This window comes from Nitrosomonas oligotropha, from assembly GCF_900106555.1.
GTDB lineage: Bacteria > Pseudomonadota > Gammaproteobacteria > Burkholderiales > Nitrosomonadaceae > Nitrosomonas > Nitrosomonas oligotropha_A.
Genome location: NZ_FNOE01000018.1, coordinates 22,193 through 41,421, shown reverse-complemented (window position 1 = coordinate 41,421; position 19,229 = coordinate 22,193). Strand labels below are relative to the sequence as shown.

At 48.6% G+C, this 19,229-nt stretch carries 14 protein-coding genes; 7 read left to right on the top strand and 7 right to left on the bottom strand.

Annotated features, from left to right (window positions below; all coding sequences use genetic code 11):
• Positions 1–114: 114 nt before the first annotated feature.
• The 3 genes from BLU57_RS10395 to BLU57_RS10390 form a co-directional block, all read right to left on the bottom strand.
• On the bottom strand, positions 115–1,836 hold the full coding sequence (locus BLU57_RS10395) for a flagellinolysin (RefSeq protein ID WP_090320298.1): 1,722 nt from the start codon (positions 1,834–1,836) through the stop codon (positions 115–117).
• A gap of 174 nt (positions 1,837–2,010) precedes the next feature.
• Positions 2,011–2,328 (bottom strand): DUF2130 domain-containing protein, encoded by a 318-nt coding sequence (locus tag BLU57_RS16595; RefSeq protein ID WP_256206238.1) that lies wholly within the window; start codon positions 2,326–2,328, stop codon positions 2,011–2,013.
• Positions 2,222–3,289 carry a DUF2130 domain-containing protein gene (locus BLU57_RS10390; RefSeq protein ID WP_256206234.1) on the bottom strand — a complete coding sequence of 356 codons (1,068 nt, stop codon included), beginning with the start codon at positions 3,287–3,289 and terminating at the stop codon, positions 2,222–2,224. The genes BLU57_RS16595 and BLU57_RS10390 overlap by 107 nt, the downstream gene beginning before the upstream one ends.
• Before the next feature lie 233 nt (positions 3,290–3,522).
• On the opposite strand from BLU57_RS10390, the gene BLU57_RS10385 reads away from it, so the two are divergent.
• Complete coding sequence (locus BLU57_RS10385) at positions 3,523–4,635, top strand: HD domain-containing phosphohydrolase (RefSeq protein WP_090320295.1); 1,113 nt, start codon at positions 3,523–3,525, stop codon at positions 4,633–4,635.
• A 35-nt stretch (positions 4,636–4,670) separates the two neighbouring features.
• Here the strand turns inward: BLU57_RS10385 and chrA are convergent, their stop codons facing one another.
• Together chrA and BLU57_RS10375 are read right to left on the bottom strand one after the other, a co-directional pair.
• Positions 4,671–6,023: a chromate efflux transporter gene (chrA, locus tag BLU57_RS10380; protein WP_090320292.1), complete on the bottom strand. Its 1,353-nt coding sequence runs from the start codon at positions 6,021–6,023 to the stop codon at positions 4,671–4,673.
• 40 nt (positions 6,024–6,063) lie between these two features.
• Positions 6,064–7,155 (bottom strand): aminopeptidase, encoded by a 1,092-nt coding sequence (locus BLU57_RS10375; protein ID WP_256206233.1) that lies wholly within the window; start codon positions 7,153–7,155, stop codon positions 6,064–6,066.
• 259 nt (positions 7,156–7,414) lie between these two features.
• On the opposite strand from BLU57_RS10375, the gene BLU57_RS16095 reads away from it, so the two are divergent.
• Both BLU57_RS16095 and BLU57_RS10370 read left to right on the top strand, forming a co-directional pair.
• A complete protein-coding gene (locus BLU57_RS16095; protein ID WP_176776418.1) occupies positions 7,415–7,564 on the top strand; it encodes a hypothetical protein in 150 nt (49 codons plus the stop codon).
• Entirely contained in the window at positions 7,548–7,898 is a 351-nt protein-coding gene (locus tag BLU57_RS10370; RefSeq protein ID WP_090320290.1) for a DUF3579 domain-containing protein, read from the top strand. Before BLU57_RS16095 ends, BLU57_RS10370 begins: the two co-directional genes overlap by 17 nt.
• A gap of 61 nt (positions 7,899–7,959) precedes the next feature.
• Here BLU57_RS10370 and BLU57_RS10365 read toward each other — a convergent pair whose 3' ends face one another.
• Positions 7,960–10,050: a di-heme-cytochrome C peroxidase gene (locus tag BLU57_RS10365; RefSeq protein ID WP_256206232.1), complete on the bottom strand. Its 2,091-nt coding sequence runs from the start codon at positions 10,048–10,050 to the stop codon at positions 7,960–7,962.
• Positions 10,051–10,279: 229 nt separating this feature from the next.
• On the opposite strand from BLU57_RS10365, the gene BLU57_RS10360 reads away from it, so the two are divergent.
• Genes BLU57_RS10360 through BLU57_RS10350 form a run of 3 tightly spaced genes read left to right on the top strand, consistent with a single transcriptional unit; the run spans position 10,280 to position 15,909 of the window.
• A complete protein-coding gene (locus BLU57_RS10360; protein WP_090320284.1) occupies positions 10,280–11,548 on the top strand; it encodes a TolC family protein in 1,269 nt (422 codons plus the stop codon).
• Positions 11,545–12,711, top strand: a complete 1,167-nt coding sequence (locus tag BLU57_RS10355; RefSeq protein ID WP_090320281.1) for an efflux RND transporter periplasmic adaptor subunit — start codon at positions 11,545–11,547, stop codon at positions 12,709–12,711. The genes BLU57_RS10360 and BLU57_RS10355 overlap by 4 nt, the downstream gene beginning before the upstream one ends.
• Positions 12,712–12,717: 6 nt before the next feature.
• The gene (locus BLU57_RS10350) at positions 12,718–15,909 is read left to right on the top strand and encodes an efflux RND transporter permease subunit (RefSeq protein WP_090320278.1); all 3,192 of its coding nucleotides are present in this window, start codon (positions 12,718–12,720) and stop codon (positions 15,907–15,909) included.
• Positions 15,910–15,959: 50 nt separating this feature from the next.
• On the opposite strand, the gene BLU57_RS10345 is transcribed toward BLU57_RS10350, so the two are convergent.
• The gene (locus BLU57_RS10345) at positions 15,960–17,216 is read right to left on the bottom strand and encodes a putative Na+/H+ antiporter (protein WP_090320274.1); all 1,257 of its coding nucleotides are present in this window, start codon (positions 17,214–17,216) and stop codon (positions 15,960–15,962) included.
• Positions 17,217–17,507: 291 nt separating this feature from the next.
• On the opposite strand from BLU57_RS10345, the gene BLU57_RS10340 reads away from it, so the two are divergent.
• On the top strand, positions 17,508–19,211 hold the full coding sequence (locus BLU57_RS10340) for a sensor domain-containing diguanylate cyclase (RefSeq protein ID WP_090320271.1): 1,704 nt from the start codon (positions 17,508–17,510) through the stop codon (positions 19,209–19,211).
• The last annotated feature ends 18 nt before the right edge of the window (positions 19,212–19,229 follow it).

Sequence of the window (19,229 nt, the reverse complement as noted above, 5' to 3'; positions counted from 1 at the left end):
AATTCAGTGTATCAGCTCAAACGTAATAAGCAACCGGATTTCAGGCGAATGAAATGATTCTTTTACAGAAACAGCAGGATAAAAATGGAATGAGAAATCTGGAGCGTGACCGGTTTACTTGAGTAGTGCCATCAACATTTGCGGCGATGTATTGGCTTGTGCCAATACCGCAGTGGCGGCCTGCTGCATAGTCTGTGTTTTGGTCAGCATAGTCGTTTCTTGCGCGTAGTCGGCATCCTGAATGCGTGACCGGCTGGCTACGGTAGACTCGACACTGGTATTGTTGTTGGTAATGACCGATTCCAGCCGGTTCAGCTGTGCACCGATTTTCGATCTTTCCTCATTAACATGATTCAATGCAAGATCCATCATGTAGGTGGCAAATCCCGCATTATTAACTAGATCCACACTCTGGATACTCATCGCGGCAGTATTGACCGCTCCGAAAGTGACATTCATGGTGTCGGTTTTGTTTGCCCCTACCTGCAGTTGTTTGTTATTACCGACCGCGGCGGCGTTTATATTTTCCCAGATTTCGTTAAATCCGCCGAGCGGATTGGTACCACCTCTTGAGGCGGTATCGGAAATAACGCTTGTAGCGGTTTGGATTGCGCCTCCATCGGCATTTGAACCGCCAATTGCTCCGGTGTCGGTATCGGTCAGATTCATACTGGCAATGTATGCGGCTCCGTGCGCGACAAAGTCGGCATTAAAGGCATCGGCGGTGGCATATAAGCCACCGGTCGCGGCACTGATGGCATCGCTGAGTGTGGCGCTTTGATTCTGGTTTAAGTAAACCATGACGTCCTTGATGCCCGAGCCGCCGTTATCCTTGATGACTTGATGTAAGTAGCGCACGGCGGAGTAGGCTGCGGAGTAATCATCCGAAGTTCCTCCCCAGGCTGCGCCGGCTGAGCCGAAAGTGGCTGCTTTAGCCATGACACCGCCGATGCCGACACTGCTGATCGAGGACTGCAAACGCTCGTCGGCGCCATGAATGAATTCCGCAGAGCCTTCCATAAACCATGTTTGATCTCCGGAGGGATCAAACATCGAACCGATATTCATGCTCCGGTACATCACCGCGTGCACCATTTCATGCGCAATAATCCGGTCGTTATAAAATGGCGCATTGCCGCCGTCGGGTAAATTGGGTGGCGTGAAGTCGCTCATATCGATCTGTAATTTGACATTAGTCGCCTTACCCGTATAGCTTCCGGGTACCGAACCTACCACCCGGGCAGCAGTTCCGCCCGCACCATCGGTAAACGTTGTCAGCTCGATATTCATATCAGCGCCGTCGGCGGAAATGCCAAAATATTGCTGGATCTTGCTTTCCGCATCTTCCAGCCAGCCATTTTGTAATCCATACATAACAGCCAGTTGATCGGAATTGCCGAGAACACTACTGCCGGAATTATCGAATATTTTGTCGCCGTTAAATGTAGCCGTGGTGGAAACGCTCTCTATTTCCTGAATCAGTTGATTCGCTTCTTCTTGTAATGCTTTCTTGTCACTGAGACTATTGGTTGAATTCGCTGCTTGTATGGAGAGTTCACGGATGCGTTGCAATGCCGAAGTCATCGAAGTCAATGCACCATCGGCGGTTTGTAGCATCGAGATTCCATCACTGGCGTTTCTGGTTGCCTGATTTAGGCCGCGAATTTGCGATGTCATCCGGTCCGGGATGGCGAGGCCCGCCGCGTCATCCCTAGCACTGTTAATCCGCATACCCGATGACAGCCGTTCTAATGAACGGCCGAGATCGTTTGTAGTTGCAGATAAATACCGCGAACTATTCAGCGCTCCTAGATTTGTATTGATCGATAAACTCATTTTTTATCATATGGCGTTACAAGTACGCTTTTTTAACGAAAGCTAGTTAAATTTCTTTAGATACAAGAGTAAATTTTCTGACGGGATCAATCCTAATCGGCCGCATGAAATTTCCTGAAACTATTGTGGTGTGTGGGGTAAGGAAGTTTTTTGCAGTGGATATGAAATTGCTGGCTAAGGCTCGTTACCGGAGTCTTTCAAATCCAGCATCGGTAATTCCAATCCCTCAATGGCAGGTAGTGCGCGTCCTGCAATGCCTTGCAGATCGCCATACATACCGACTGTGGATTCAATGACGCCCTGAATTTGCATTTCCCGCTTGGCCCATAGCCGTGTCATGGCTTTGCGTTCTCTGTCGAGGTCAGCCTGCATGTCGGAGAATTTCTCAACAATGGCTTCGATGCGATGTTTGAATCTTGGTCCGGTCAAGTACTGATAGACTAGCTCCATTTTGGTTTCCTGTCCTTCCTGGATTTGCCGCGCGCTGGCGATTTCGATCAGGGATTGGCGTAGAGCGATGACAAGCGGCAGCACCAGACGAGGATTCGGTAATCCAGACACCATCGATTTGGCCGAATGTTTCGATCTCCTTCGGTAACGTGCTGGATACCAGCACAGCGATCTCCGCTTTCGCGGTGCGTTGATCACCACGAAGTTTTGCCAGCCAACCGTCACTCCAATTCTTGGTTCTTTTGGATTCCCACAAAATCGAACCGCACCATTGTCCCAATGGCCCCATGACTCTCTGTAGCACATCGCCGCCGAATTCGCCTTTTGCAACAGGCTCGATACTATCCAACGGGAATTTGAGCCGCAGCGTGGTTTCCAGTTCGAGTTCCAGAACTTCGCCTTGAAGTTGTTGCGAGCCCTGATCGGCTCTGCGCTTCAGTTCCTCAATTTGCCGCTGCATTGACGCAATTTGCTCTTCTTTTTCACTGACTTTGAGCCGGAGACCGTCTTCGGCTTCTTGTTTTGCTTTTTGACGAACCAGAGCGATCGATTCCTGCAATCGTTTTTCGACGGTTAAATCCAATTCCCGCTTGGCATCGTCCAGTTCACGCTGTTTTCGGATCAAGTCGACCTGCGCTTTTTGCGCTTCTTCCAGTTTGTTGTTGCGCTGCTGGAGAATTTCCTGCAATTCGACCAGTTCTTTTGATTTCGCTTCTAAGTCGTTTGCCATCGCCAATCTTGCTTTCTTGCCTTCTTCGGTAGCAATCAGTGTGCGTTCCGCCTTCAACTTGCTGGCGACTTGCTCATCAACAGTTTTCTGCGCGTCTTCCAGTGATCTCTGCTGGGCTTTGAGTGTGGCTTCGCGTTTGGAAACATCCGCTTCTTTTTGCGCCAATTTCGCCTCGAATTCCTGTCGTGTAGCTTGAATCAGGGGTGCGGCGAGTGATTCGGTGAGTTTGATTTCCGTTGCACAATTGGGGCAATGAATGGTGGGTTCGCTCATGTTGATTCCTTCGTAATCAGAATATCCGGAATTTTGTTGGGTACGGAATCATATCAGCTGGCGAATTGTTACTTTGGCTTATTGCTTGGCAAGCGAATTTTTTACTGCGCATAAGCTGATATATCGGTTGAGGAGTGATCAGTCATGCCAGGAATGAACGGACGATTACCATTCAATAATCTGTCATTTTGTCGTTATCAAGCGGTATTACAACTATAAAGAAACAAAGCATTATGGCCATTGATACAGCGCATTTAAAGATTCTGATTTGTGATGATTCTGTTACTAATATTTTGATATTGAGTAAGTTATTGGAATCTGAAGGGTACTATCATCATACCAGTTTGACCGATCCCACGCCGGTTTTGCCTGCCATGCAGGAAAATAATTACGATTTGCTACTGCTCGACATTGAAATGCCAAAAATGGATGGATTCGAGGTGATGCGGCAGATTAATGCGTCGCCGGTCAGCGAACAACTCGTGCCCATTCTGGTATTAACCGGAAAACAGGGCAACGAGACACGGAATAAAGCACTGCTGTTGGGTGCGCAGGATTTTGTGAATAAACCGTTCGATCAAGTGGAAGTAATGCTGCGCGTAAAGAATTTGCTACGGGTAAGAGCTGCTTATTTAGTAAAGCAAGATATTGCAAAAGAACTGGAGAAAAAAGTAAAAGAGCGCACTTCAGAGCTGGATAAAGCCACGGATACATTAATCAACATCATGGCCAGAGTCAGCGAGATGCGTGATAACGATACTGGAAAGCATGTCATACGCGTGGGTAAATATGCGCGTATCCTCTCGGAAGCATTGGGTCTGCCCGCGCATATTTGTTACTTGATCGAAAAAGCGGCGCCGTTGCATGACATAGGCAAAATCGGTATCCCTGACCATATTTTGCTCAAACAAGGGAAGCTTACCGATATGGAATGGGAGAGAATGCGTAATCATGCGCAAATGGGCGCCGATTTGCTGGCCAGTCACGAATCCCTGATGGTGCAGCTGGCAGCGAGTATTGCACTGTCGCATCATGAGCATTGGGATGGGAACGGTTATCCCAAACAACTGAGAGCAGCGTCGATTCCTATTGAAGGACGTATCACAGCGATCAGTGATGTATTTGATGCGCTCACGTCACAAAGGCCGTATAAAGAAGCGTGGCCGATGCAGAAAGCAATCGAATATATCGAGAGTAAAGCGGGGACGCATTTTGATCCTCAATTAGTGAAATTATTTATTGAGAATATCGATAAAATTATCGCGATACGGGAGCAATACAAAGATTTGACCGAGAATTCAATCCAGCAACCCATAGCTTCCCTGCCGATTGCCATGAGTAATTAAAGTAGCATGCTGGCGGTTAACTCAAGCGTGCGGGTTCAATTCAGCAGCAAAGTATATCCTAACCCTACAGCGGCGCAGGCGCAGATGACCGTAACAATTCCGGCTTTATAGTTGAATAAAGCGACGAATGCGCAGGCTCCGATCAAAGCGGAGAACCATTCAAATCCAGCATTAAATCCTTGCGGCCAAAGGACATGGTAAGCAAAGAATATTGCTAAGTTGACAATAACCCCGACAACCGCAGCCGTGATGCCAGTCAATGGTGCGGTAAATTTGAGGTCGTGACGGGTTGCTTCTACCGCAGGGCCGCCCAAAAGAATAAAAAGAAAAGACGGTAAGAATGTGAATAACGTCGCAACAACGGCGCCGCAAATTCCCGCTAACATCAGCAAATTGGGTCCGAAAAGCGCTTTAGTCCAGCCGCCGACAAAACCGACAAATGCAACGATCATGATCAACGGGCCGGGTGTCGTTTCACCCAACGCCAATCCGTCGATCATTTGTGCCGGATTCAACCACGCGTAATGCTCGACACCACCCTGATAAACATAAGGTAGCACCGCGTAAGCGCCGCCAAATGTCATGAGTGCTGCTTTGGTGAAAAACCAGCCCATTTGTGTCAGTGTGCCATCCCAACCGTATTGCATGGCGAGCAGTGCGATGACGCCGCCCCAAATGAACAGTCCGATTACGATAAGCAGTATGAATTGGCTCCACCGGAAGATGGCGTGCTCCGGATTAGGGGTGTCATCATCAATCAAAGCCGGGCCGTATGTGTTTTTTGATTTTTCGTGATGTCCGCCTGCTCTGAATTTGTCCGGTGCATAGTGCGATCCGATGTATCCGATCAAGCCTGCTATCAGGACGATATAGGGAAAGGGGATGTTGAATGCAAAGATGGCGATGAATGCCGCGACCGAAATGGCACGCAGCAGATTGTTTTTCAACGCTCTCGAACCGATCCGGTAAGCCGCGAAAAGCACAATAGCCGTGACCGCGGGTTTGATGCCATACAAAATACCTGCGACAGCCGGTATTTCACTATAAACCAAGTAGATCCACGTCAGAATGATCAGAATCAACAGTGATGGCAGTACGAACAGTGCACCGGCCATAATACCGCCCCAGGTGCCGTGCATTAGCCAGCCAATGTAGGTCGCTAGTTGCTGGGCTTCCGGGCCGGGCAGCACCATGGTGTAATTCAGTGCGTGCAAGAAACGTTGCTCGGAAATCCAGCGCCGTCTCTCGACCAATTCCTGGTGCATCATGCTGATCTGTCCAGCCGGTCCGCCAAAACTGATAAAACCCAATTTTAACCAATAAACGAACGCTTCCATGAAAGATACCGGTTCGGGCCGGGTTCCGGTTTGTTGTTCTGCGGGTGGCATAGTGTGCGGTGAATAAGGAGGGTGGAATGGAGTGTAAAGATTATTGTTCAGCGGTTTTCCATGACTGACTGCCTTCGGCAGCTTTTTGCAGTATCAAATTCCGTTCATGTTTCGGCAGCTTGCTTAGTTTTGTAATCGTATCAAAGAATCGTTCCATATCCCGGTCATGCTGCTTCAGAATTCCCTGGAATGCCGGTAGTAATTGCGTATAGATCGAAACCGTTGCCAGCAAGGCATTATTTAGTGACTGCGAAAACCATCGGTCGTAACTGCTGAGATCGTTTTGTCCGGCTTTCAGGTGCAAGAACTCGGCCCGTAATTCGTCGAAGATATGCGCCTTGCGTGTCCGTTTTTCAGTGTCACTCAAGTCCGACTGAAAAAGTTCTTGCAAGCGTTTGCGATGTTTGAGTACCAAACCGGTAAAGATTGTTTCTCTTTCCTGCCGCGCGGTTAAAGCAATTTGTTCCGTAGCAGTGCCGCTGCGTTCAAACCAGCGTTTTACACCTTCATGTTCCACCGCGGTGGCAAAGGATTCATTAAAAACAGTGTCACCGGATACATACATGACCTGGTGAGCCAGTTCGTGAAAGATCAAACGCGCCAGATCCATTTCTGAGTAACCGATAAAAGTATTCAAGACCGGATCGCTGAACCAACCTAGCGTGGAATAAGCACGGATTCCGCCAACATGCACGTCATAGCCTTCCTTGCGGAGTTCTTCCGCGTAGCGCTCGGCGCTTTCTTGTGAGAAAAAACCGCGATAGTTGACGCAACCGACCTGCACAAAGCACCATTCTTTCAGCTTGACGGAGAGTTCGGGAGCTGCAAAAACATTCCATACCACAAAGGGGCGCTCTAAATCGGCATAACTGGTATAGCTCAGATTATCCGGCAACTTTAATTCGCGGCTGGCGAACTCACGCAACTGCACCACCTTGGTGAGCGAATGCTTCAACTTTGGATCAATATCCGGGTTTGCAATCACTTTGCTGATCGGTTGCGAACGGTGTATGACGCCGAAATGTCCGTCGACAGCCTGCGCGTAATAAGGAAGATTGGTGCAGGCGCTGAGCCAGATGATCAGACTCATGATCGCGGCAAATAATAAGGTGCGTGGAACGCGTGCTAACACTTCGATTCCTGGCGGAATAATACAGCTCGGGTAAATGCTGCGTTTGTAAGCGCTGTTATCATGTTCATGGGATTCAACTCGATAAATGAGATAGATCAAATCTAAATTGAATTGTGTGCTATTCCGGTTGTGAAGTCATCAGATTCTAATTTCTCCGGTTAATTCCATCGCAATTTTTAAGCATCTGCTATTGGTACTCTCTATTTTTCTCCAGTGGTGCCGATATAAGCATCTGGATTAAAAAGGAAAGAAGGTGATCATGATGAATTTAGGCCGTGCTGGCGAAAGATTTTCTCACACCATGCTGGCGCGCCAGTGCAAAAGACCATTATGGCATCGATTTATTCCATTTTTAAATCCGCTTAATTTTTCTTCTCGATATGGTTTTGTGTATGCAAGCCGGATCTGAATTCTTCCTCATTTTAGGTATTACCTCCGAGGGGCGGCCATTTCGCCCCAGTGACTGGGCGGAGCGGCTTTGCGGCGCATTGGCCAGCTACGATAATCGAGGACGGTGGATGTATTCGAATTATGCCCAGCCGGTCATATGCCAAGGCAAGATAGGCGTGCGAGTGGAAAAGATACTGCAAGATGTTGATCCGGCCGCCTATCAATTTATCATGGCATTCGCATCCGGTAATCGTTTGAGAATAGAACCGGAGGAGGAAGTAATCCATCCACAGGAATCCATTGTGGTGCAAGAGATTGTTGTGCCTGCGCGGAAACTGACATTTGCAATGTGATGGTATCGAAGGAAAATCGATCCCGATTCATTCCGGATTCTGAGCAGCTGAGATTACTTTCCTACAAAGACTTAAGATATTCCAGCAGATCCAGCCGTTGTTCCTTGGTTAATGCGGGCAGTAGTGTTCCATCCGGTAGCGGTGTGCGGCCGGAAGCATATTCATGACCGCTGTTGTGATTGCCCCAAATGCTGGTACGGAACAGAAAACCGTCATAACCCGCTGATTTGAATCCCACCTTATCCGGGTCAAATTCGCGCGATCCGACCATAAACTCATCCGGGCGGTATTCCTCCTCTACTGGATCATCCAATTTTTTTTTCGGTAGCAGCAGATCGTACAGTGTCGGTACCGAGCCGTTGTGCAAGTAAGGGGCAGTTGCCCAGATGCCATTTAGCGGGCGAGCTTTATACGCCATGGCTGAGGCGAAAGGCTGCACGGTAGTGTCGGGTGTGTAGTAGCCGTTTTTCAGAGAAGGCTGTACTTCGTTATCAAAAAAGGTGTAGGTAAAATCAAATGATCGCTCAATCCATCGGCGCGCAAACCATTTATCGCTATCGGGGGTTGTCACTACATTGCGGGTTGCGGCGGTTAGCAGCGCAACCACGGGTGCCTGTTGTTGCAAAAGTATATTTCCCGTGCCGACACTAACGTATTGATTCCGCAAGATACCGCTATAGCCGGTAAACTCAATGGTGTTTGCCGCCATTTTAGAATCGGTTTCGACCAAAGACACATCGATCATTTTAGCGACGACACGGCGATCGGGAGCGGCACGGTCAATTTCACTGTGACAAGCGGAGCAATAACGTAAAAATAATTCGGCGCCTCGTGTCATTCGTAAGGTATCGATTTTGGGCAGGATGTGTTCCGGCCACTGTGGTGACTTTAATTTGCGCAAATGATTTTCCACCCGGCGCAAATTCCGGATATCAATGGAAGATTGAAAGTCGATATGTTTGGAGCCGAATCCCTGCCCGCCTAATACTGAAGATAAGGTAAAGCCATCCTTTTCCTGCCAATCGAGTGTACCGAATACGCCGATCAATTGACCGGCATTGCGCGCCATCGGTCCCAATCCGCTGTTATCGACCCGGCCATTCCATTGAATATAATCGTGTTGCGGCACATCCCACAGAAACGGATAACTGACCGGCGCATCGGCCGGATTATAGATTTTATTGCGCAACTGAATGCTTTGTTTCCTGGTCAAGTACGTTTGGGTCCGTTCGACAATATGGTCGCGATCGCTGCTGTTGAGAACCGGTTCCATGTCTGTCATCACTTGCGTCAGCTCTTCCGGGGAAAGTAATCCGGCAAGCAATTCACGCATTTGCTGCGCACTCATGAGGTGCTCAAGCACGCGGTTGTAGATGCGTCCGAACGCATCCAGCCGGGCATAGCCGTATCGTGTCAGTGGGCGCTGGATGTCCCTTGGGTTGTTAACGATGGTGTAGGTTTTGATGCGTTGCGCATATTGCTTGAGATCAGCTTGAATATCGTCCGCATGATTGTAATGACCTTGTTGCAATACATTCGCTACAAAGCGTTCCAATTTTTCCGGATTTTTCAGAGTGGCATACAAGGCTTCAGCCAGATCGATCATGAATGTTTCCATATCGGAATATGCCGGGCCACCGTCAATGCGGATTCCGGTGCCCTGGTAATTGATCTGGGTTGTGTGACAGGCTGCGCAAGTAAATCCCATGTACGCTTTGCCCTGATATTCATCCCGTACCATCCCGGCAGGCAAACCATTGGGATTGCTACTGGTTTGGCGCTGCGGCAGATAACCGTAGCGATCTATGTTTTCATCTGCGCGGAACAAAGCGGACGAACCGGATTGTTCCAATACCAGGAAAAAACTGTACGGTAACAAATTGGAGCCTTGCGTTGCAGTATAGAACCACAGACTATCCGCGGCAGACCAGCCTTGATCAAGATAGACAATCCGGGAAAACTGGCCGCCAAATTTATCGACGCCGCTGATGGGCGCGCCACGATTGGAATCATTGTCACGAAGCTCGTATAGCCGCCAAGATAAGCCGGTTACAAGCCAGGCAATGACTAATAAGCTAGAAATCAGCAATAAAATTTTTATTCGGGATAAATAACGACTAAATGGTTTGGGATACATTGGGATATATGTCATTGTTCAGCAATTATTCAGGATTCTTTTGTTTAAATGCCTGGTAACTGACAATCAATTGTCCTTAACTCATAGATGGTTATAAAAATAACAAGAAGAGATTAATTGTTCCTGTTATTCAGAGTACTGAATTTTAAATTTCATATATGATGATTAGTAGTTAATTTTATGTGAAAATTATGTGAAGAATATGTAAAAAAGATAATGTTGTCGTAATAATTGAAAGGAATTTATGCAGATTTCCCCGTCTTTTTATTTAGTGTTAAGTATATTCTTAGCCATTTCACCGCTGCCTGCATTAGGACAATCGAAAGCCAAGCTTACAATCGAAGAGATACAACGGATAGGACTGGAAGCCAATGGTCTCGTTCAGGCTGCGCGTTCGCAGGTCAATATAGCCAAAGCTGGCGTGGTTGCCGCATCCGCATTCCTGAATCCGGAAGTGACTGTAACCGCTGGACCTGATAGTAATCGCTATTCGCTTGCTATTACTGGGCCTACTTCCATGCAACGTTCGTTAACGGTCAATCAGCCGATCGAGAATCCTTACATGCGGAGTGCTCGCATAGATGCATCGGAAGCCGGGGTGGATGCAAGCCGTGCAAGCTTAGATCAAGTGCGTGCCGATTTGGCGGCGCAGCTGCGTGTGAGAGCCTATGAGCTGATGCTACGCCTGGAACAAGCAACGATTGAGCAGGGTATTTACGACTTATTGGAAAATTTGCGGAATCGAATTGCCGCCAATGTTGAAAGAGGTGAAATCGCGCGGTTTGAATTGATTCGTGCTGAGACTGAATTGCAAAGCGCGGCAAATCGGGCACAGGCAGCACACCTGACTGCACAGCGCGCCCGAGTGATGTTGCTGCAATTGACAGCCGGCGCCATTCCAATTGATTTTGAGATTAGCGGCTCATTGAAAGATCCGATCCTGCTACCGCCGTTAACAGAATTGCGTGAGCAAGTACCCAAGGTTAATCCGGAGGTAGTGCGGCTGCAGGCGGAACAGGAACGAGCCAGTCATCGAATCTCCCAGGAAAAAGCTTCAGTACTACCGCAGATCAGTGTGTTGTACACCAATTATCAAGACGCGCAATTCACATCCAATATTGCTGGTGCAAGCGTCAGAATTCCGATCTGGTATCGCCGTCGTGGTGAAATCGATACTGCTATTTATGACTCCGCGCGCATACGCGAAACACTTGAGTTTCGCCGTTATGAGATCAGTCAGCTATTTGAAGCAGCCTGGCAAGCCTTGCAGATTGCACAACGGCGCGTGGATTTATTTGAAGGTGGTTTGATCAAGGAAGCGGAAAATGTGGTGCAAGTCGCGCAAACCGCCTATCGGTTTGGTGAGCGCGGGTTAATCGAGTTTTTGGATTCGCAACGTATTCTCCGGGGAATCTTGAGCGATTCCATGCAGGCACGTTTTGAGCTACAAACCGCTGCTGCTGAAATTGACCGTATACGCGCTCATTATCCCAAGGAGTTAGTCTCAGAATGAATTTCAAAATAATTTTTACCGGTTTTACCGTTGCTGTAACTTTATTGCTGACAGGGTGTGATAAAAGCGAATCCACTGACTCCGCTGACAAAGCTCAGCAAGAACCGGCTGAAGAACGAGACTTCAACAGTATTACCGCCCGTCCGGAAGTATTGAGCCGATTGCAAATCGGACAGCCATTCCTGGTCGATCTGGCGGACAAGATCCAAGTGCCGAGCCGGGTTCAAGTCGATGAGGAAAGAACGGCGCAAGTTGGTTCCTACGTGACCGGGCGTGTCGTTGAATTGTTTGTCATCCTGGGGGATTACGTCAAACCAGGGCAGAAACTGGCTCGCATTACCAGTCCTGATTTAACCAATTCTCAACTGGCTTATTTGCGCGCTTTATCGCGTGTAGTGGTCACTACCAAAGCGCTTGAGCGTGCGCACCATTTACTGACTGCCGATGCCATACCACTGGCTGAAGTGGAACGGCGGCAATCCGAGTTGGAAATTGCGCAAGCCGAACTGGGCGCAGCTGCTGATCAACTCAGGTTATTTGGTGTGGGCGAGGTGGAATTTAAAGAACTCAAGCGAAAAGGAAAAATTCTGCCGTGGTTGGATATCAAGTCAACGCGAGAAGGCTACATAATTGCGCGTAACGTACTTGTAGGTCAAATAGTACAACCCGCTGATCCGCTATTTCAGATTGCAGATCTATCTCACGTCTGGGTGGTTGGCGATGTGCCTGAACAAATCGCGCGTGATGTCGAATTGGAGCAACATGTTGAGATCAATGTTCCTGCATTGGGACCGCATCTTCTGGATGGCGTGATCATTTTTGTTTCGGATACCGTCAATCGCTTAACACGAACGGTGATGACGCGTGTCATGGTGGAAAATCCTGAACGGAAGCTGAAACCGGATATGCTGGCGAATATGCACATCACGGATCCGCAGCACAAAGTACTGGTTGTCCCTGAATCGGCCGTGGTTCGAGAGTTGAATCAGGACTATGTCTTTACCGTAATCAGCGATAATCATTTTCAGCGCGTGCCGGTTGAATTGGATAAAGAAGTGGCAACTTTACGCCCCGTGCTAAAAGGACTTACGATCGATCAACGAATTGTGACTGCCGGTGCATTTCATTTAGACAGTGAGCGCAAGCTTGCTGAACTGGAGTAGCCGGTTATGACCGCGATCGTTCGTGCAATGCTTAACCAGCGTTTGCTGGTGTTGATTATCGGGTTGATATTGTGTGCTGCCGGTGTTGGTGCGATTAAAACACTGACTGTGGATGCATTTCCGGATGTGACCAATATTCAAGTGCAAGTCGCCACGGTAGCAATTGGCCGCAGCCCCGAAGAAATGGAACGCTTGGTGACTGTGCCGGTGGAAATTGCCATGACCGGCTTGCCGGGATTGGTCGAAATGCGTTCGATGAACAAAAGTGGATTATCACTAATCACGTTGGTATTCACCGATCAGACCGATGTGTTTTTTGCGCGCCAGTTAGTGATGGAGCGAATTATAGATGTCACGCCGCGCCTGATACCCGGTATTACGCCAGTGCTTGGGGCGGTTTCTACCGGTCTGGGTGAAGTCTATCAATATACGATTGAACACCCGGATGATGGTAAGCGGACATTAACTGAAGAAGAATTGATGGAGCGGCGCACTGTTCAAGATTGGGTGGTGCGTCCGATGCTACGTTCAATCCGAGGGGTGGCGGAGATCAATTCTATCGGCGGGCATGTCAAGGAATATCAGGTGTACGTCGATCCGAATAAGTTGCGGCACTACGACCTGACGTTGACCGATGTGGATCGCGCTTTGGCGAGTAATAATGCTAATGCCAGCGGTAATATTCTGGCATTGCAATATGAACAATATCTGATTCGCGGTGTGGGTCTGATTTCCAGTTTGGAAGATATCCGCAATATTGTGCTCAGAGAAATGGATGGCGTACCGGTTTATGTGCGTGACGTTGCGCATGTGACTTTTGGCGGGGAAGTGCGTCAGGGCGCCAGTATCAAAAACGGTGACACTGAATCGGTCGCCGGCATCGTGATGATGCTGCGCGGCGGTAATGCCAAGGAAATCGTCGGGAGAATCAAGGAGAGAGTCAAAGAAATTAATGAGGGTGGGATCCTACCCGACGGCTTGCAGATCATCCCGTTTTACGATCGCACCGATTTGGTCGATGCCGCATTAGGGACGGTGCAAAGCACCCTGATAGAGTCGTTAATTCTGGTAATTGTGGTGTTATCGCTTTTTCTCGGTACCGTGCGCACTAGTTTTGTCGTGTGTTTCACACTGATTATCACGCCACTGATTACTTTTCTGGTGATGAATCATTACGGTATGCCCGCCAATTTGATGTCACTTGGCGGATTGACTATAGCGCTGGGTATGATGGTCGATCCGACGGTGGTCGTGGTTGAGAATATTTATCAGCGTCTGGGAGAAGCCAAAGACACCGGAAAATCCAAATTCAATGTAATCGTGGATGCGACAGCTGAGGTGGGTACGCCGGTTATTTTCGGCTTAATCGTAACCGTGCTGGTATTTTTGCCTTTGATGACGCTTGAAGGCATGGAAGGAAAAACCTTTAGTCCATTGGCGGTGACTATTTCGATTTCGTTGTTTATTGCATTACTGGTATCACTATCGCTTTCTCCGGTGCTTTGTGACTATCTGCTAAAAGGCGGCAGTGAGCAAGACACCAAGATCATCGCTGTGATGAAAAATGCCTATCTGTACACTTACGATTTGGCCAACCGCAATCAGAAGAAGACCATGATCATCGCAATTTCTGCATTGATGGTGGCATTTGCGCTATTTCCGTTACTCGGCAAATCGTTTATTCCGATCATGAAGGAAGGTTCTATCACACCGGTGATTATTCGTGCGCCGTCAATTTCTTTGGACGAAGCCATCAAAATTGAAACCGAGGCCATGAAGGCGATTGCTGCGGTCCCCGGTGTTGTATCAGTCGTTTCCAAATTGGGGCGCGGCGATACCCCTGCCGATCCGGCTTCGCAGAACGAATCCGATCCGATTGCCAATCTCGATCTGATTGGATCCGGCCGCACTCAGGCGGAAATCGAAGAGGATATCCGTAAAGCGCTGACTGTGTTGCCGGGCGTCAATATCGTGATCTCTCAGCCCATTGCGCAACGGGTGGATGAGATGGTTACCGGGGTGCGCTCGCAAGTCGCTGTCAAAATTTTTGGCGATGACCTGGAAGAATTACGTAAATTGTCCGAACAAGTCGCGCGTATCGTCAAATCAACCCGTGGTGCGCGGGATATCCGTATTGAACGCTTGTCAGGGCAACAAGAATTAACCATCAATATCGACCGTCGTGCAATTGCCCGTCATGGCCTCAATGTATCGGATGTCAATGAGATGATTGCCACCGCCGTGGGGGGCAAAGCAGTTACGCAGGTTTTCGAAGGAGAGCGGCGTTTTACGCTGTTGCTGAGATTCCCGGAAGAGTTTCGCCATGATGTGGAAGCCATCAAGGAATTGCTGCTTAGACCAGCTATCGATGGCGCACGAGCTGGAATGGGAGCTGGCGGCATGCTGGTGCCGCTCAGTGCGGTAGCGGAAATTAAAGTAATCGATGGTCCCGCGATTATCTCGCGCGAGTTTGCTAAACGCCGCGTAGTTGTTGGCGCCAATGTGCATGAGCGCGACTTGGGTGGTTTTGTCGCCGAACTCCAGCAACGGACGGCCAAAGAAATTAAATTACCGCCAGGCTATTATTTTGCCTGGGGCGGGCAGTTTGAAAACATGGAACGTGCGATGACGAAATTAGCGGTCATTGTGCCGATAACGCTAGCCGCTATTTTCTTCCTGCTGTTCATGCTGTTTAACTCGATCAAAATGGCCATACTCATTTATCTGGCACTGCCTTTTGCATCGGTCGGCGGGATAGTCGGGCTATTTGTAACCGGTCAATACTTATCAGTTCCGGCGTCGGTAGGTTTTATTGCGGTGTGGGGGACTTCCATTTTGAATGGTGTGGTGCTGATTTCTTTTCTGCGCGAGTTGCGTGAGAAAGGTTTCAGCGTGCAAGAAGCCGCGAGGAAAGCCTGTGCGCAACGTTTTCGCCCCGTTATGATGACAGCCGCTACAACGGTGCTCGGTTTGGCGCCCTTTTTGACAGCAACAGGGCTGGGTTCCGAAGTGCAAAAACCGCTCGCAATCGTCGTGATTTTCGGGCTAATGACTGCGACAATGATGACGATGGTGGTAATGCCGATGATTTATCGCTGGTTTGACGATATACCGGATAAGAAAAATGAACCGGAACAGAATCAGCCGGAACCGCTACCTTCAACGGATACATTGCAAAACCCGGCCAAAGAAGCTTAATGTTCTATGGATAAACAGCGCTGCAAGCTATCTTGCAGCGCTGTTTTTATTTAGAGTACGCGAAACGCAATGATAGTCACCAGGGTTGGCGGCAGTGCGGCGATTAATAAGCCCAGCGGATGAATGGATTGTTCATGAAATTTGCCTTTTAGAATCGCAAAGCCTGCCGGATTCGGCGCATTGGCAATTACCGTCAGCCCACCTCCGGTTACTGCGCCTGCAACCAATGCAATTTTGAATTCCTCACTGAGTCCTTCAACCAGCGAACCCAAATAAGTGAGCGCGGCATTGTCCGTAAACGCGGTTAATGCCGTAGCGCCAAAAAAGACCGCCGTATCATCCATTTCCAGCAACAGCGGTTGCAACCACCACTGTTGTTGCCCGCCCAATACCACCAATCCTCCCAGGAAGAAGGCAACCAGAAGTGCTTCACGTAAAATCAATGGATTTTGATATTGCTGATAGGCGGCGGTAAATCCCAGGAAAAACAGAAAAATGCCCATAAATGCCGCAGGATGGTGTGCGAATAGAACAATCAGTGCTAGAAATACGATATGTATCAATACCACCGGCAAAGGAGTTTGCGATGCCGCGACAGTATCCTTCTGACTGACGTGTCCCAGTTCGCGGCGGAATAACCAAGTTACCGCAAATGCATTGACAGCAACAGCCAATGCCGCTTTCCAGCCGAAAGTGGTCATCATGAACCAAATATCCCAATTCCATTTTCCGGCCACCATCAATACCGGCGGTGCGGCAAAGGGTGTTAATGTGCCGCCGATTGAGATGTTGACAAATAACACACCGACCGTGGCATATTTCAAGCGGGTGGATACTTCCTTGCTGAATAACGTGTCGCGTAGCATCAACGCTGCCAGCGTCATGGCGGCGGGTTCTGTGATGAAAGAACCGAGTAACGGAACAAAGGCCAGCAATAGAAAGTACATTGCTGTGCCGGTATTTACTGGCAAAACAATGGCCGCGCCTCGAACAGAGGCCGCCGCAAAATCTAGAATCGGGCGTGTTCCGGCAATCACCATGATGACGAATACAAACATGGGTTCAGTGAAATCACGGGATTCGAGGTAGGTTATTGCTTCATGCTTCCCGTCTGCAGCGAATATAAACAGGATCAAGACCATCGCCCAGAAACCGAACACGACTTCCACTTCGCCCAGCAAATGCCAGATACCGGCGTGTTGCGGCTGACGATGCGCCAGATGTTCAAAGAATTTGGTTGAAAAGGTGTGAATGATAGCCAGAGCGAATAACGCCGCGGCGATGAGTTGTATAGTCGTTGGATTCATCGTAATGAGTATAAATAGTCAGGTATGCCGTGAAGATAACATGCTTTTGTTACAGCATAATCAAACTTTTTATAACCAGTAAAAATGCTGGATACTTTTGGGGTTGTAGGGTCTGTAGGAAATGAATGGGTTACGGATACGAAATTTTTTCGTATCGTGGAGAAGGGGTATAATCTGCAATTTTTATAGATTGTAATTTACTATCGTCCCCTTCGACATCATTAGGTTACTCTGTATTCAATCCACGTGCGATTTATTTATCCCATTCTTAACTGTCAGAACGAGCATTTCATGAAGAAGCTATTCGTGCTGCTAAGCATGATGATCATGTCAGTTTTCTGGTGTCTGACGGCAAGTGCGGCAATTAATGTGGCGGAAGAGTACAAGGAAACGATCGGTCAGCGTATCCGGGTCTATCAGGATGAAGATACTCACTGGCGTATGCAGGATGCCTTGGTAGCATATCGAGATGGCCGGTTCTCACAATCCGGTAATTCAGTGATCAATTTCGGAATCGGCGCAAAACCGGTATGGTTGGCATTTAGCGTCAAAAACGATGGACATAACGCGGTGCACCGGAATCTTCTGCTGGAAACTTCCTGGCTGGATAAAGTCGATATTTATTTTTTGCGCCAGGATGAGCTGACTGGCAGCTATCATATGGGAGACAGTTTATTATTTTCCCAGCGCCCGCTGGATCACCGGTTTTTCGTCGCCGGTCATGATTTTAGCGCCGGAGAGACGACCGTGTTGATCCGGGTGGAATCCGATGATGACATGGTTTTGCCGCTTTACTTCATCAGCAACGAGGCACTGGCGGATAGAGATCAATGGCAAGCATATAGCTATGGTTTCATGTACGGTGTGATTTTGGCTTTGGTTGCTTACAACGTGATGCTCTATGTGGGATTGCGTACCGGCCCCTATCTGTTTTATTCGCTGTATCTGCTGTTCTTTCTGCTGTTGAACACCGCTTATACCGGCCATGGTTATCAGTGGTTGTGGCCGGAATCGCCGCTATGGCAAAAATGGGCCAATCCGGTATTGATCATGGCCTGTACTGTCAGCGGATTTGCATTCGCATTGCAATTTCTGAATATCAAAGCGGCTTGGCCTCGTGTATATCGCTTTGTCATTGTCAGCTCGGCTGTTTTTTGCACATTTATGCTGCTAGCGATGCTGGCTGGCGAATTTGTCGTGTCGCTGCTGATATCGCTGGTGTTCATCTTCTTTTTCTATATTTCTTCGATCGTGTTGGGTGTCATTTCGCTGCAAGCCGGTAATCAATTCGCCAAGTATTTTCTGCTGGCATCGATTTTCACGATATGCGGCGGTGCTATTACCGCCAATGCCGTTTGGGGATTTATTCCGTTTACCGAGTGGACTTACCGGGCGACCGATATCGGCATGATGATGGACGCCATCTTACTGGCGCTGGCATTGGCCGAACGCTTCAATATCAATCAGAACGAGAAATTACTGGCGGAAAAAATGGCCGGTATCGATTCACTAACCAATCTGAATAACCGGCGGTCTTTTTATAAGTATGTTCAACCGATCTGGGCCATGGGGTTGCGCAGCAAGAGCAGTACCTCCGTCATCATGCTGGATATCGACAATTTTAAGTTGCTCAATGACACTTACGGCCATGCTCTGGGGGACAGGGTTTTGGTGCAATTGGCGGAAACCTTGCAGAAAGAAGCGCGTAGCGGGGATATCCTGGCGCGTTGGGGGGGCGAGGAGTTCCTGATTTTTCTGCCGGAAACCCGTTTAGCTGATGCGATTGCCATTGCGGAACGGATGCGTAACAAAGTCAACGCGATTCAACTGACAAGCATCAAAGGTGAAAAGCTTTTATTTACCGCCAGTTTTGGCGTTGCCCATACCTTAGTGACTAATGTATCGCTGGATGAATTGATTTCCCAGGCGGATCAACAGCTTTACCGCGCCAAGAAACAGGGGCGTAATTGCGTGTGCTCGGATCAATCCGATTGAGGATAAAGGCATTAAATG